General features: G+C 38.5%; 15 protein-coding genes and 1 riboswitch. Of the genes, 13 read left to right on the top strand and 2 right to left on the bottom strand.

Going from position 1 to position 14,029, the window contains the following annotated elements; genetic code table 11:
- Positions 1-35 precede the first annotated feature (35 nt).
- The 3 genes from ACEVFT_RS13375 to spoIIP all read left to right on the top strand — a co-directional run bounded on the left by ACEVFT_RS13375 (position 36) and on the right by spoIIP (position 2,446).
- Positions 36-923: a 5'-3' exonuclease gene (locus tag ACEVFT_RS13375; RefSeq protein ID WP_393950271.1), complete on the top strand. Its 888-nt coding sequence runs from the start codon at positions 36-38 to the stop codon at positions 921-923.
- A gap of 112 nt (positions 924-1,035) precedes the next feature.
- On the top strand, positions 1,036-1,575 hold the full coding sequence (locus tag ACEVFT_RS13370) for an RNA polymerase sigma factor (protein WP_393950269.1): 540 nt from the start codon (positions 1,036-1,038) through the stop codon (positions 1,573-1,575).
- Entirely contained in the window at positions 1,565-2,446 is an 882-nt protein-coding gene (gene spoIIP / locus ACEVFT_RS13365; RefSeq protein WP_393950267.1) for a stage II sporulation protein P, read from the top strand. Before ACEVFT_RS13370 ends, spoIIP begins: the two co-directional genes overlap by 11 nt.
- Before the next feature lie 11 nt (positions 2,447-2,457).
- Here spoIIP and ACEVFT_RS13360 read toward each other — a convergent pair whose 3' ends face one another.
- Together ACEVFT_RS13360 and ACEVFT_RS13355 are read right to left on the bottom strand one after the other, a co-directional pair.
- A complete protein-coding gene (locus ACEVFT_RS13360; RefSeq protein WP_393950265.1) occupies positions 2,458-2,970 on the bottom strand; it encodes a C39 family peptidase in 513 nt (170 codons plus the stop codon).
- Between the two features lie 56 nt (positions 2,971-3,026).
- Positions 3,027-3,371 (bottom strand): thioredoxin family protein, encoded by a 345-nt coding sequence (locus tag ACEVFT_RS13355; RefSeq protein ID WP_205445306.1) that lies wholly within the window; start codon positions 3,369-3,371, stop codon positions 3,027-3,029.
- A 351-nt stretch (positions 3,372-3,722) separates the two neighbouring features.
- Here ACEVFT_RS13355 and ACEVFT_RS13350 point away from each other — a divergent pair, with 351 nt between their 5' ends.
- The 10 genes from ACEVFT_RS13350 to ACEVFT_RS13305 all read left to right on the top strand — a co-directional run bounded on the left by ACEVFT_RS13350 (position 3,723) and on the right by ACEVFT_RS13305 (position 13,871).
- Positions 3,723-6,107, top strand: a complete 2,385-nt coding sequence (locus tag ACEVFT_RS13350) for a 3-hydroxyacyl-CoA dehydrogenase/enoyl-CoA hydratase family protein (RefSeq protein WP_393950263.1) — start codon at positions 3,723-3,725, stop codon at positions 6,105-6,107.
- A gap of 49 nt (positions 6,108-6,156) precedes the next feature.
- Positions 6,157-7,329, top strand: a complete 1,173-nt coding sequence (locus ACEVFT_RS13345) for an acetyl-CoA C-acetyltransferase (protein ID WP_205445302.1) — start codon at positions 6,157-6,159, stop codon at positions 7,327-7,329.
- A gap of 126 nt (positions 7,330-7,455) precedes the next feature.
- Positions 7,456-9,240, top strand: a complete 1,785-nt coding sequence (locus tag ACEVFT_RS13340; protein WP_393950261.1) for an acyl-CoA dehydrogenase family protein — start codon at positions 7,456-7,458, stop codon at positions 9,238-9,240.
- A gap of 206 nt (positions 9,241-9,446) precedes the next feature.
- Positions 9,447-9,803, top strand: a complete 357-nt coding sequence (locus ACEVFT_RS13335; protein WP_205445298.1) for an arsenate reductase family protein — start codon at positions 9,447-9,449, stop codon at positions 9,801-9,803.
- 80 nt (positions 9,804-9,883) lie between these two features.
- A complete protein-coding gene (gene gcvH, locus ACEVFT_RS13330; protein ID WP_205445297.1) occupies positions 9,884-10,264 on the top strand; it encodes a glycine cleavage system protein GcvH in 381 nt (126 codons plus the stop codon).
- 90 nt (positions 10,265-10,354) lie between these two features.
- Complete coding sequence (locus tag ACEVFT_RS13325) at positions 10,355-10,696, top strand: toprim domain-containing protein (protein WP_004228229.1); 342 nt, start codon at positions 10,355-10,357, stop codon at positions 10,694-10,696.
- A 13-nt stretch (positions 10,697-10,709) separates the two neighbouring features.
- A complete protein-coding gene (locus ACEVFT_RS13320; protein ID WP_205445295.1) occupies positions 10,710-11,021 on the top strand; it encodes a thioredoxin family protein in 312 nt (103 codons plus the stop codon).
- A gap of 56 nt (positions 11,022-11,077) precedes the next feature.
- Positions 11,078-11,181: riboswitch (SAM riboswitch) on the top strand.
- 82 nt (positions 11,182-11,263) lie between these two features.
- Complete coding sequence (locus tag ACEVFT_RS13315) at positions 11,264-12,292, top strand: methionine ABC transporter ATP-binding protein (RefSeq protein WP_342534804.1); 1,029 nt, start codon at positions 11,264-11,266, stop codon at positions 12,290-12,292.
- Positions 12,282-12,950 (top strand): methionine ABC transporter permease, encoded by a 669-nt coding sequence (locus tag ACEVFT_RS13310; protein WP_342533246.1) that lies wholly within the window; start codon positions 12,282-12,284, stop codon positions 12,948-12,950. Before ACEVFT_RS13315 ends, ACEVFT_RS13310 begins: the two co-directional genes overlap by 11 nt.
- A 69-nt stretch (positions 12,951-13,019) precedes the next feature.
- On the top strand, positions 13,020-13,871 hold the full coding sequence (locus ACEVFT_RS13305; RefSeq protein WP_393950258.1) for a MetQ/NlpA family ABC transporter substrate-binding protein: 852 nt from the start codon (positions 13,020-13,022) through the stop codon (positions 13,869-13,871).
- The last annotated feature ends 158 nt before the right edge of the window (positions 13,872-14,029 follow it).

The following is a 14,029-nucleotide window of genomic DNA, read 5'->3' as shown; positions in this document are numbered from 1 at the left end:
ACAAACTTTGTATTGTAATAGAGAGGAAATTATTCATGACAACAAAACCAAAATTATTGATTGTTGACGGTATGGCACTGTTATTCCGTTCTTTTTTCGCTTCGGCTGCCATGGGGCATTTTATTCGCTTGGCAGATGGAACACCAACGAATGGAGCCCAAGGATTTGTGCGACATGTTCTAACAGCACAATCAATCATGAAGCCTACACATATGGCTGTTTGCTGGGATATGGGAGCACATACATTCCGCAATGATTTATTTGATGGCTATAAAGCAAATCGCCCAGCCCCACCAGAGGAAATGCTGCCACAATTTGATATGGCGAAAAATTTATCGCAGCAAATTGGCTGGCAGAATTTCGGAGTGAAGGGCATGGAGGCAGATGATTTAATTGGCTCCATGATTACGAAATGGCAGGACGAGGCAGACATTACTGTCATTAGTGGTGATAAGGATTTACTTCAGCTTTTAAGACCTTCTACAGAAATTGCGTTTATGAAAAAGGGCTATACAGAATACGATATTTATACACACGCTCGCTTTAAAGAAGAATATTGTATTGAACCAGCACAGTTTGCACAGGTGAAAGCCTTTATGGGTGATTCAAGTGATGGCTACCCAGGTGTGAAAGGGATTGGCCCTAAACAAGCGTTAACGCTTATTCAAACATATGGCTCGATAGACAAAATACTAGAGTCGCTTGGTGAATTAAAGCCAGGTCAACGAACAAAAATCCAAGATAATTTAGATATGTTGCAGCTATCACATGAGCTTGCAACGATTCAAACCAATGTACCAATTGACGCCGATTTTACGAGCCTTGTGTTACCAAACTATGAACCACATATTATTAAAGAAATAGAAGAGCGTGGCTACACGCTAATTGCCAAGCACGCCCGATCTTTGTATACCCTTATTTAGCTTATCATCGCAGAGTATAGCAATATGCTCTGCTTTTTTTATTGAAATTTTTTGTAACCTTTTTTCACTTTCAAACGAATTATAAGTGACAATACATGGAGGAGGGGAAAGCTTGTTTGATTCGCCTAATTTAGAATCAAAAATAGTAGAAATTTATAATTTGCATTATTTGGATGTGTATCGGTTTTTGATTTATTTTATGGATAATCAAAATGATGCAGAGGATTTAACACAAGAAGTATTTATTCGAGTTTTGAAAAGCTTACCGAAATTTAATAGTAACTATCCTTTAAAGACTTGGATTTTATCAATAGCAAAACATGTAGCAATCGATCATTATCGAAAAAGGAGGTTTACGGCCCTGTTTAAAGAGGGATTTTTTAAACAGTTATCATCGAGTGACAAGAAACCTGATGAAGAATTTGAAATAACAGAAACGAAAAGATTAATTCATGAGGCTATTGCAACATTAAAGCCTGATTTCAGAGCAGTTGTCATTCTCCGAGGTATCAATGAATTTTCAGTAAGTGAAACAGCAGCCGTTTTACAATGTAGTATGGCGAAAGTCAAAGTGGATTACCATCGAGCCTTGAAAATTTTGAAAAAGAAACTGAATATTGAAATAGAGGGGGCTTTGACAAATGCGAAGTGAGCAGGAATTAATGGATGAGCTAAAAGAAATGTACCCTCAGTATCCATCAAAAGAGTTTAAAAGCTCAACAGAAAAGTTGCTTCGAATGAAAGCGAGGGACTTAGAGAAAAAAAGAAAAATTATCAGATTTACGACAATTATTTCAAGCGGAGTTTTCGTATCTGTTTTCATTTTTTGTTTGCTAATTCTTGAAAGAGAAGGGATCAACCAGACATTTGGACAATCTGCACAAACGTTATCAAAGCCTTTAGTTTACATTTATCATACACATAATCGGGAATCTTATTTCCCCGAACTTGACGCACAAAAGGAAAAGATGACGGCAGTGAGTGAGACGAAAAATGTTACGCTTGTTGGGAAAAGATTAAGTAAAGCATTAAATGATCTGCAAATTAATGCCATTCATGATAATACAGATATCTTTGGCGTCTTAGAAAAATATAATAAGCATTTCCCAGAAGCCTATACATTTTCCGGTTACTATTTAAAAAAAGCGTTAGAAGAGAATGAAAGTATTCAGATGGTGTTTGACATTCACCGAGATTCCAGTAGTAGAAGTGATTCAACGATCGAAATAAATGGTAAATCATATGCAAAAATTCAATTTATTGTTTCGGAAATCAGTATCAATTATGAGCAGAATAAGCAATTTGCTGTACAGCTTCATGAACAATTAGAGCAGCGATATCCGGGTCTATCGAGAGGAGTTATCGAAAAGGGAGAGAGGACCGCCAATACCTATAATCAAGATATACATGAAAATTCTTTGTTGTTAAATATTGGTGGTGTAGAAAATAGTCTAGAGGAAACCTATCGAACTGCTGATATTTTTGCAGAGGTGATTAATGACACATTAAAAAAGAGCAAATAATTAGCTAATGGTTATTTGCTCTCGTGAGGTGCCAATTTAACAAAAGATAATACCTTCTCGTTGTCCTTATAGAGAGCCTGACGAATTTGGCTATCACGATGTGGCCCCCCATTATCATGGAATATTAACCATAGCTCATCATTTTTTATCTCATAGCCAATAAGTGGTACCCAATGATAGGAAAAGGTTGATTTCTTATCTCGCCACTGGAGGCTAAAATAGCGGTCAAAACGCATAGCAACTGGGCGACCTGCATCAATTTCCTGTAGAGCTTCCTTTAATGAACAAGTTCGAATATCCCTGGTTGGTAGCAGTCGACGAAGGTTACGAATCAGTATCCATTTAAATAAGCCAATTTTTGTGCCACCAAGCAGTTTATACAGCTCATTAATGGAAGGCGTTGACTCGTTTAAAAAGTTTAAGATGACGTGAATCGTAGTAGGTCCACAGGCAGAATTGCGATAGCTTGGTGCAATGGAAACCTCATATTGTGAGGTTCCTCGTAGTGGCAAATGTTGACGCATAATAGGCTCCTTTCAAAAAGAGCTGCATTTCACGAAGAAATGCAGCTCTTTATTCATTATTGCTGAGCAGATAAAAATTCTGTTACTTGCTGTGGTGTTTTGGCATTTGCACTATGTAAGTGTGCAAGTTTTTCACCGTTTTGGAAAATCAATAAGCTTGGAATTCCCATAACATCGTACTTATCAGCGATTTCTGGAAGCTCGTCACGGTTTAGCTCATACCAGTCATATTGGTTGTACTCTTCAATGATTGGATCGATGAACATATTCATACGTGTGCAATCTGGGCACCAGCCAGCATAAAATTTTACTAAAACCTTTTGGTCGCCAGCGATTAGTTCATTAAATTGTTCTGCAGTAGTAATAGTTTTCATTAAGTATTCACTCTCCTTGCTATCCATTCTACACATTTTTCTTGCAATTCGAAAGTTTTCTGTTTGGCCGTTTCGATCGCTACTTCTTGTCCGCTTTTAGCTCGCTAAAAACAAAAAAAGATGTATATTGCAAAAATAATTCTTGAAAAAAGATTGCTAAATTAGACAAAATAATCTACACTAAAAACAGAAAAGTAGTTTTATCTTCATTCATTGTGAAGTGTCGTTGGAACGAAGATAAACCTTAGTCGTGCTTGGTTGAGTGGAGAGAATCTCATTCAACAAAAGGACAAAAAATTCACTAAGGTACACTTGATATTTTTTTGGCCAAAAAATGAATGGCTATTCATTCAATGGGAGAATAAGGGGGAATTGCTTGTGACTTACAACATTAAAAAAGCAGCTGTTCTAGGTTCTGGGGTGATGGGCTCTGGAATTGCAGCACATTTAGCAAATATCGGTATACCAACATTACTATTGGATATTGCACCAAAGGAACTGACGCAAGAGGAAGAGGCAAAGGGTCTTTCTTTAGCGCATCCAGCTGTAAGAAATCGTATTGTAAACGGAGCTTTGCAAAAGTTATTAAAGCAAAAGCCAGCACCACTTACTTCTAAGAAAAATTTATCACTACTAACGGTTGGCAACTTTGAAGACGATCTAGGAAAACTAAAAGATGTAGATTGGATTATTGAAGTTGTTGTAGAAAATTTACCAATTAAACAAAGTCTTTACGAAAAAATTGATGCTGTTCGTACACCAGGAACAATCATTAGTTCAAATACATCTGGTATTAGCATTAATGCGATGGCAGAGGGACGTTCAGATGATTTCCAAAAGCATTTTCTGGGCACACACTTTTTCAACCCACCTCGCTATTTAAAATTATTAGAAGTGATTCCTGCCAATACAACTGCACCTGAAGTAGTTAGCTTCATGAAAACGTTTGGGGAAGATGTGCTTGGTAAAGGTGTTGTACTTGCAAAGGATACACCAAACTTTATTGCCAACCGCATCGGAACATATGGTTTACTTATCACCTTACAGGAGATGTTAAAAGGTGGTTACTCTGTTGGTGAAGTAGATTCTGTAACAGGTCCGCTTATTGGTCGTCCAAAATCTGCAACTTTCCGTACGCTAGATGTAGTGGGGTTAGATACATTCATTCATGTAGCGAAAAATGTTTACGATCAAACAACTGGTGAGGAGCAGCAAGTATTTGCAGTGCCAGAGTTTTTACAAAAAATGGTCGCGAACGGTTGGCTGGGTGCTAAATCGGGTCAAGGTTTCTTCTTAAAGCAAGGAAAAGAGATACATGAAATTGATCCAACAACCTTAACGTATAGTCCAGCGAAAAAATTAAAAACACCTTCTATTGAAATGGCGAAACAAACTCGTGGATTGGCTAATAAAGTTAAGGCGTTAACCTATGCGAAGGATCGTACAGGTGAGCTATTATGGGGAATTTTTGCACCAACATTACTTTATTCTGCACAGCTACATGGTGAGATTGCAGATGATATCGTAGCCATCGATAATGCGATGAAATGGGGCTTCGGCTGGCAACAAGGGCCGTTTGAAATTTGGGATGCTATAGGCGTAAAAGATTCTGTGGCAAAAATGGAGGCTGAAGGTCGAGAGGTACCTGCATTTATCAAAGAGATGTTAGCAAATGGCTTCGAGACATTCTATACAGAATTAGATGGCGACTTAGCTTATTATAATGGTTCACAATATGTCAAAGTACCAGTCAATGAAAAAGAGATTAATTTAAAACGTTATAAGAAAAAGCATGGTGTGATTAAATCAAACACAGGTGCTAGTTTAATAGATTTAGGGGATGGAATTGCATTACTTGAGTTCCATTCGCAATCCAACGCAATCGGTCTAGATATTATTCAAATGATTAACTTTGCGGTAGATGAGGTAGAGGCTAACTATAAGGGCTTAGTCATCGGTAATCAGGGGAAAAACTTCTGTGTTGGCGCAAATCTAGGAATGATTTTAGTAGAAGCACAGGATGATAATATTTTTGAGCTAGATTTCGTGATTAAGGCATTCCAAGATGCTATGCAAAAAATCAAATATTCACGTAAGCCTGTTGTAGCAGCACCGTTTGCCATGACATTAGGTGGAGGGGCAGAGGTTTGCTTACCGGCTGCACATATTCAAGCAACGATGGAAACATATATGGGCTTAGTGGAAGTTGGGGTTGGGTTAATTCCAGGTGGCGGCGGAAATAAAGCGCTCTATCAAAAATTCCTAAAGGGCTTACCAAATGGCGTAGAGGTAGACTATCAACATATTGCTAATAAAGTATTTGAAACAATTGCGATGGCGAAGGTTTCAACATCTGGTGAGGAAGCACGTGAAAATAATTTCCTAAACTTTGCGGATGGTATTTCAGTTAATCCAGATCATCAATTATATGATGCGAAGCAGGCGGCATTAGCGCTTTACGAAGCAGGCTATCAACCACCTGTACCAACAAAAGTGCCAGTGGTCGGTGCATCAGGCTATGGAACATTACTCATCGGTGCGCAAGGGATGTTTGAGTCAGGCTTTATTAGCGAACATGATTTGAAAATTGCTAAAAAATTAGCCTATGTTATTGCAGGTGGTAAGGTTCCATATGGCACTTTAGTCGATGAGCAATATTTATTGAACTTAGAGCGTGAGGCATTCCTTAGCCTTGTTGCTAATCCACTTTCACAGCAAAGAATGCAACACATGCTGTTAAAAGGTAAACCACTTCGTAACTAATTGACGAAATAGATCAATCTTGCACATGAAACAAAGGGGGATTAATACGATGCGTGAAGCCGTTATTGTAGCAGGAGCACGAACTCCAATTGGAAAAGCAAAAAAAGGTTCTTTAGCAACAGTAAGACCAGATGATTTTGGTGCTGTCGTAGTCAAAGAAACATTGAAAAGAGCAGGCTATGAAGGGCCGATTGATGATTTAATTTTAGGCTGTGCGATGCCAGAAGCAGAGCAAGGGATGAATGTGGCACGTAGTATTGGTGCACTTGCTGGATTACCAGATACAACGCCTGCTCTGACGATTAATAGATTTTGTTCATCAGGTTTACAGGCGATTGCCTATGCAGCAGAGCGAATCATGCTAGGACACTCAAAGGCCATTCTTGCTGGTGGTGTAGAATCCATGAGTATGGTGCCGATGGTGGGGAATACACCACGTTTAAATCCGACTTTAGCGGAAACGGCTCCACAATATTATATGGGCATGGGGCATACAGCTGAGGAAGTAGCTCGTCAATACAATGTTAGTCGTGAAGATCAAGATGCTTTTGCTGTTCGCTCACACGCCCTTGCTGAAAAGGCGATTAAAGAAGGTAAATTCAATGATGAAATTGTACCAATCGAAGTGGAACAGCATTACGTAGACGATAACAATAAACCACAAGTAAAAAAATTCACATTTAGTATGGATGAAGGTGTACGTCCAGGTACATCAGTTGAAGGTTTAGCAAAACTGCGTCCAGCTTTCCATGTAAAAGGCAGTGTAACAGCTGGTAATGCCTCCCAAACTTCTGATGGTGCAGCAGCCGTACTAGTAATGGATCGTGAAGAAGCTGACAAGCAGGGACTGACACCAATGGCAAAATTCCTAGGCTTTGCAGTTGGTGGTGTACCTCCTGAAGTAATGGGCATCGGCCCTATCGTGGCAGTGCCAAAAGCATTGGAAATTGCAGGTTTATCCATCGATGATATTGATTTATGGGAAATCAATGAAGCATTTGCTTCACAGTCACTAGAGGTTGTACGTCATTTAGGCATCGACCAAGATAAAGTCAATGTCAATGGTGGAGCGATTGCATTAGGTCATCCACTAGGCGCAACGGGAGCTATTTTAACATTAAAGCTGATTCATGAATTGAAGCGTCAAGGTAAAAAATATGGCGTCGTGACAATGTGTATTGGTGGCGGTATGGGCGCTGCTGGTGTATTTGAAATTTTATAAATTTAGCTAGATCAGCTTGAGGTGTACTGTTTACGGTTGCCTCCGAACATTGTATACATCAAGCTTTTCTATACATGATCATTAGGGGAATCAACAAACAAAACGATATATTGGGAGGAATTTATCATGACTGAAAAAACAACTGATTTCATTAAAGGCGGCGGATTTCTTATTGAAGATGTGGAATTAGATCGTGTATTTACACCGGAAGATTTCACTGACGAGCATAAAATGATTGCTAAAACAACAGAGGAATATGTGGCAAATGAAGTCTTACCAGTAGTTGAAAATTTAGAGCACCATGAATTTGAGCATTCAGTGCGTCTCCTAAAAAGTGCAGGCGAATTAGGCTTACTTGGAGCAGATGTACCTGAAGAATACGAAGGGCTTGGATTAGACAAAGTTTCTTCAGCTTTAATCGCTGAAAAAATGTCTGTTGCAGGTGGTTTCTCTATCACACATGGTGCCCATGTTGGTATTGGGTCATTACCAATTGTTCTATTCGGTAATGAAGATCAAAAGAAAAAATATTTACCTAAGCTTGCTTCAGGTGAATTAATTGCTGCTTATGCATTAACAGAGCCAGGCTCAGGTTCTGATGCTTTAGGTGCAAAAACGACTGCGAAATTAAATGAAGCTGGCACACATTATATTTTAAATGGTGAAAAGCAATGGATTACGAATGCAGGCTTTGCTGATGTATTTGTTGTCTACGCAAAAATTGATGGCGATAAATTCTCTGCATTTATCGTAGAACGAGCATACACTGGTGTTTCGGTAGGCCCAGAAGAGAAGAAAATGGGGATTAAATCATCATCTACTCGTACATTAGTATTAGAAGATGCGGAAGTACCTGTAGAAAATCTATTAGGTGAAATTGGTCGTGGTCATGTCATTGCGTTCAATATTTTAAACATTGGTCGTTATAAACTTGGCGTGGGCACAATTGGTGGATCTAAACGTGCATTGGAGTTAGCTATTCAGTATACAAACCAACGTCAGCAATTTAAAACAAAGCTTTCTGAATTCAATCTGACAAAAGAGAAATTATCAACAATGGCTTCTCAATTATATGCTTCAGAATCATTAAACTATCGTACTGTTGGTCTATTTGAGGATCGCTTAAGCCAATTAAGCCTAGAAGAGCAAAAGCAAGGAAAAGTGATTGCAGGTGCGATTGCTGAATATGCTATTGAATGCTCGATTGCCAAAGTATTCGGTTCAGAAACATTAGACTATATTGCAGATGAAGCAGTACAACTTCATGGCGGTTATGGCTTTATGGCTGAGTATGAGGTAGAGCGTATTTACCGTGATTCTCGTATTAATCGAATTTTTGAAGGCACAAACGAAATTAACCGCATGATAGTACCTGGTACATTTATGAAAAAGGCACTAAAAGGTGAGCTTCCTCTATTACAAGTTGCTCAAAGTTTACAGCAAGAGCTGCTCATGCTAATGCCAGAAGATATCGGTACAGAGCCGCTAGCACAAGAAAAATATTTAGTGAAAAATGCGAAGAAGATTGCGGTATTAGCTGCAGGCTTAGCAGCACAACGCTTTGGTGCAAAACTTGATCAAGAGCAAGAAGTATTGGTGAACATTGCCAATATCGCTAACCAATTATTTGCGATGGAATCAGCTGTCTTACGTACAGAAAAGGCAATTGCTCGTGACGGCGCTGAAAAAGCTCATCAAAAATTGCTATACACACAAATTTTCTGCCAAGAAGCATTCGCAGAAATCGAAAAAGAAGCAAAAGACACAATTCTTGCTTCAGCAGATGGCGATGCAGCCCGTATGACATTATCTGCACTGCGTAAGCTAACGCGCAATAATCCATACAACTTAATTGCGAAGAAGCGTGAGGCGTCAGTTAAACTAATTGATGCTGAAAAATATATTGTTTAATAGCGCACACCTAGCCTAGCTATCTGCAAAAGATAGCTAGGTTTTTTATATGAGATGGATAGAAGTGCAAAATTGGTGGATAGAATCGTATAAGAGACGGATAAAAATGTGAAACTGGTGGATAAACTTACAAAAAAGAGTGAAGTTCACCATTGAAAACAACTATGATGGTATACTACAGAAAAAGACAGAAGAGGAGCATTGTAATGACGATTCAATTTTTCCATTATCCGAAATGTACAACATGTAAAAAGGCACAGAAGTGGTTAAATGAGCATGAGGTTTCCTATGAAGAGGTACATATCGCAGAGCAACCGCCAACTAAGGAAGAATTAACAGCTATTTGGCAAGCTAGTGGACAGCCTTTGAAGAAGTTTTTTAATACTTCTGGCATGAAATATCGTGAGCTTGGCTTAAAAGACAAGTTAGCGGAAATGACTGAGGATGAACAGCTTGAGCTACTTGCTTCCGACGGTATGTTAATTAAACGTCCCATCGTCACAGATGGAAAAAAAGTTACTTTAGGTTTTAAAGAAGCAGATTTTGAGCAAGCTTGGAAATAACGTATTTAACCTTGTATTTATAGGAGAAGTATGGCAAACTGAAAGTGAATATATTACATATTTATGGAGGGGTTTTTTGCATGAGCACACCTAAAGACTTACGATACTCTGAAGAACATGAATGGGTAAAAGTAGAAGATGGAAAAGTACGTATTGGTATTACTCACTTCGCACAATCTGAATTAGGAGATATCGTATTCGTTGAGCTTCCACAAGTTGGCGACGAAATCAAAACAGATGATCCATTCGGTAGCGTAGAATCAGTAAAAACTGTTTCTGAATTATACGCACCAATCTCAGGTACTGTAGTTGAAGTAAATGCAGATTTAGAAGATAGCCCAGAATTCGTTAATGAATCACCATATGAAAAAGCATGGATGATCGTTGTTGAGCCTGCTGATGCATCAGAAATTGAGAAACTAATGACAGCAGAGCAATACGAAGAAATGATCGCTGAATAAGACAAGCCATAATCAAAAAACGTCGGAAACTACCGGCGTTTTTTGTTATATAATGACTTATAAGTGGGATCTCTAAATGGAGGTGGCGTAATGTTCGAGGGAAAATGCTTGATAGTAGAAGGACGCTCAGATAAGCTACAAATTGAGCCTATTTTAAATGAGAATGTTACAATACTATGTACGAACGGCACAATTGGTGTGCATCAATTAGAAGAACTACTTGATCCCTACGAGGGCTGTGAGCTATTTACTTTTTTTGATGCAGATACTTCTGGTGATAAGCTACGTGCATTAATGGACAGACATTATCCAGAAGCTGAGCACCTTCGTACAATGCCAACGTACAAGGAAGTAGAGACAACACCAAGAAAAGTGTTAGCAATGATTTTACTGCGTGCACATTTCTCAATCCATAATGAATATATTTTGTAAGGTTGCGTGAAAAATGGAAGAATGGTCAACAGAGCAGTGGGCAGCGGCCCAACAGTCGGGAGAGACAGCTGCATTTTATTTATATACACCAATGTGTGGAACGTGCGCAGTGGCATCCAAAATGATGTCCATTATTGAACAATTACTGCCACAGCTACAAATTGGCAAAGCGAATATCAATTTTTTGGAACACATAGCCTATGAACATCAAATTGAAAGTGTTCCATGTCTACTCATCAGTGATGGCGAAAAAGTGACAGAAAAGATTTATGCTTTTCAATCCGTACCATTTTTATATGAATTGTTAAAAAAATCAATTGACTGAACTTTACTAGCGTGGTAAAGTATCAAATATATTACTAAAACATTAAATATATCGAACTCTTATGAAGAGTGGCGGAGGGAAGTGCCCTATGAAGCCCGGCAACCATCACAATGTGAAAAGGTGCCAAATCACCCAAAGATTTTTCTTTGAAAGATGAGAGAACGGTTTAACGTATAATACGTGACCCCTTCTACTTGTCTGTGAGTGAAGGGGTTTTCTATATGAGAAAAGGAGTATTCGCTATGATCCAGCTTCAAAATATTACAAAGAAATACAAAACAGCAAATGGCGAATTAACGGCAGTCAAAGACGTCAACCTTACCATCAATAAAGGTGAAATTTTTGGCATTATCGGCTATAGTGGCGCTGGTAAAAGTACCATGATTCGTTTATTAAACGGTTTAGAGAAACCGACAACAGGAACAGTAACGGTGAACAATCAAGAATTTTCATCGATAAAAGGACAAAAGCTTCGAGCAGCTAGACAAAAGGTAAGTATGATTTTCCAGCATTTCAATTTACTTTGGTCGAGAACAGTGGCTGAAAATATTGCTTTCCCTTTAGAAATCGCTGGTTTTCCAAAGGCTCAACGTGAAGCACGTGTAAAGGAATTAATTGCACTTGTAGGCCTAGAAGGACGTGATAAGGCATATCCATCCCAGCTTTCCGGTGGACAAAAGCAACGTGTAGGGATTGCCCGTGCATTAGCGAATAATCCAGAAGTTTTACTATGTGATGAGGCGACATCGGCACTCGATCCTGAAACGACGGATGCCATTCTCGATTTACTCGTTGATATAAATGAACGCTTAGGCTTAACAATCGTCCTGATTACACACGAAATGCATGTCATCCGCAAAATTTGTCATCGTGTAGCGGTGATGGAGGCAGGCGAAATTGTGGAACGTGGTGAGGTATTACAAGTCTTCCAAGCACCACAAGCGGCCATTACCAAAAAGTTTGTATCTCAAATTACAGACACAAAGGAAACACAGGATACGGTGGCACAAATCAAAGCAAACTATCCAACTGGACAACTTGTCAAACTGATTTTTGTTGGTGAAAAAACAGAACAACCTGTTATCTCACATCTTGTGAAACAATTTGATGTAGAGGTAAGTATTGTTCATGGTAATATTTCACAAACAAAAAATGGTGCATACGGTACACTGATTGTGCAAATTGATGGCTCGAAGACAAACGTGGCTGAAGCCCTTCGTTATTTAAATACAGTCGAAGTACAAACGGAGGTGATTGCAAATGCTAACTAATCTCTTTCCGAATGTAGACTGGGAAAATATGTGGCAAGCTACGTATGAAACATTGTATATGACAGCTATTTCTACAGTTGTGACATTTATTCTTGGGTTAGCCATTGGTATCATTCTATTTTTAACTAGTCCCAATCAGTTATGGGCAAATAAAATCGTTAGCTTTTTAACAGGATCACTCGTTAATATATTCCGCTCCATTCCATTTATCGTATTAATTATTTTATTAATTCCATTTACGAAGTTTTTACTTGGTACAATTCGAGGAGCTAATGCGGCGTTACCAGCATTAATTATCGGTGCAGCACCATTTTATGCTCGTATGGTATTAATTGCGTTACGCGAAATTGATAAAGGTGTTATAGAAGCAGCCCGTTCAATGGGGGCAAAAACTTCTACAATTATTTGGAAAGTATTGATCCCTGAATCATTACCAGCTTTAATTTCTGGTATCACTGTAACAGCTGTTGCCCTTGTAGGTTATACTGCGATGGCTGGAATTATCGGTGCAGGTGGTCTTGGTAACCTAGCGTTCCTAGACGGCTTCCAACGAAATCGCCAAGATGTGACATTAATGGCAACTATTTTGATCTTAGTAGTCGTATTTATTATTCAATGGATTGGTGATTTATTTACCGAGAGAATTGATAAACGCTAGAAAGAAAATTGAGGTTATTCCGGTTCTTACCGCTAACATATTTTAAACAAATAAAAGGGAGTGTCATAAATGAAGAAGTTATTAGCAGGATTATTTTTATCAATACTTGTACTAGCATTAGCAGCTTGCGGTACAGATAAAAAAGAAGATGAAAAATCAGCATCTGGCGATCAAACAGATAGTAAAGAAAACGTAACATTAAAAGTAGGTGCTTCTAATACACCGCACGCAGTTATTTTAGAAAAAGCAAAACCTATTTTAGCTAAAGAAGGCGTGGACCTTGAAATTGAAACGTATACAGATTATGTTCTACCAAACCAAGATTTAGAGTCAAAAGAAATTGATGCAAACTATTTCCAGCACATTCCTTACTTAGAACTACAAATCAAAGACAATGGCTATGATTTTGTCAATGCTGGTGGCGTTCATATTGAACCAATCGGTATTTACTCAAAAAAATATAAAACGTTAGAAGACCTACCTGAGGGCGCAACAATTTTACTTTCTAACTCAGTATCTGACCATGGTCGTATGCTGTCATTATTAGAAGCTAAAGGCTTAATTAAATTAAAAGAAGGCATTGATAAAACAGCAGCAGAATTAAAAGATATTGATGAAAATCCTAAAAACTTTAAATTCGATGCAAATACTGCACCAGAAATGCTTGTACAAATGTATGAAAATGATGAAGGCGATGCAGTACTGATCAACTCTAACTTTGCCATCGATAACGGTCTAAACCCAATCGAAGATGCGATTTCTCTTGAAGATAAAGAATCTCCATATGTTAACATCATCGCAGTACGTGCAGGTGATGAAACAAAATCTGAAATTAAAAAATTATTAGAAGTATTAACATCTAAAGAAATCCAAGACTTCATTTTAGAAGAGTGGAAAGGTGCAGTAGTACCAGTTAAATAATCATCGAGACTGTAGACAAACTCAATGAATTTTGAGTTTGCCTGCAGTCTTTTTCTTTTACAATGAAATAAAATAAAGCCGTTGATTGCCACTACGGGCGGATGCTTTCCGCGGGCGGGGTCGAGCTGCTTCCCTCGCTTCCCTCAGGAGTCGCCACC

Origin of the sequence: Lysinibacillus sp. PWR01 (assembly GCF_043359455.1) — a bacterium.
GTDB lineage: Bacteria > Bacillota > Bacilli > Bacillales_A > Planococcaceae > Lysinibacillus > Lysinibacillus fusiformis_F.
The sequence above is the reverse complement of the archived record's forward strand: the minus strand, read 5'-3'. Positions and strand labels throughout refer to the sequence as shown.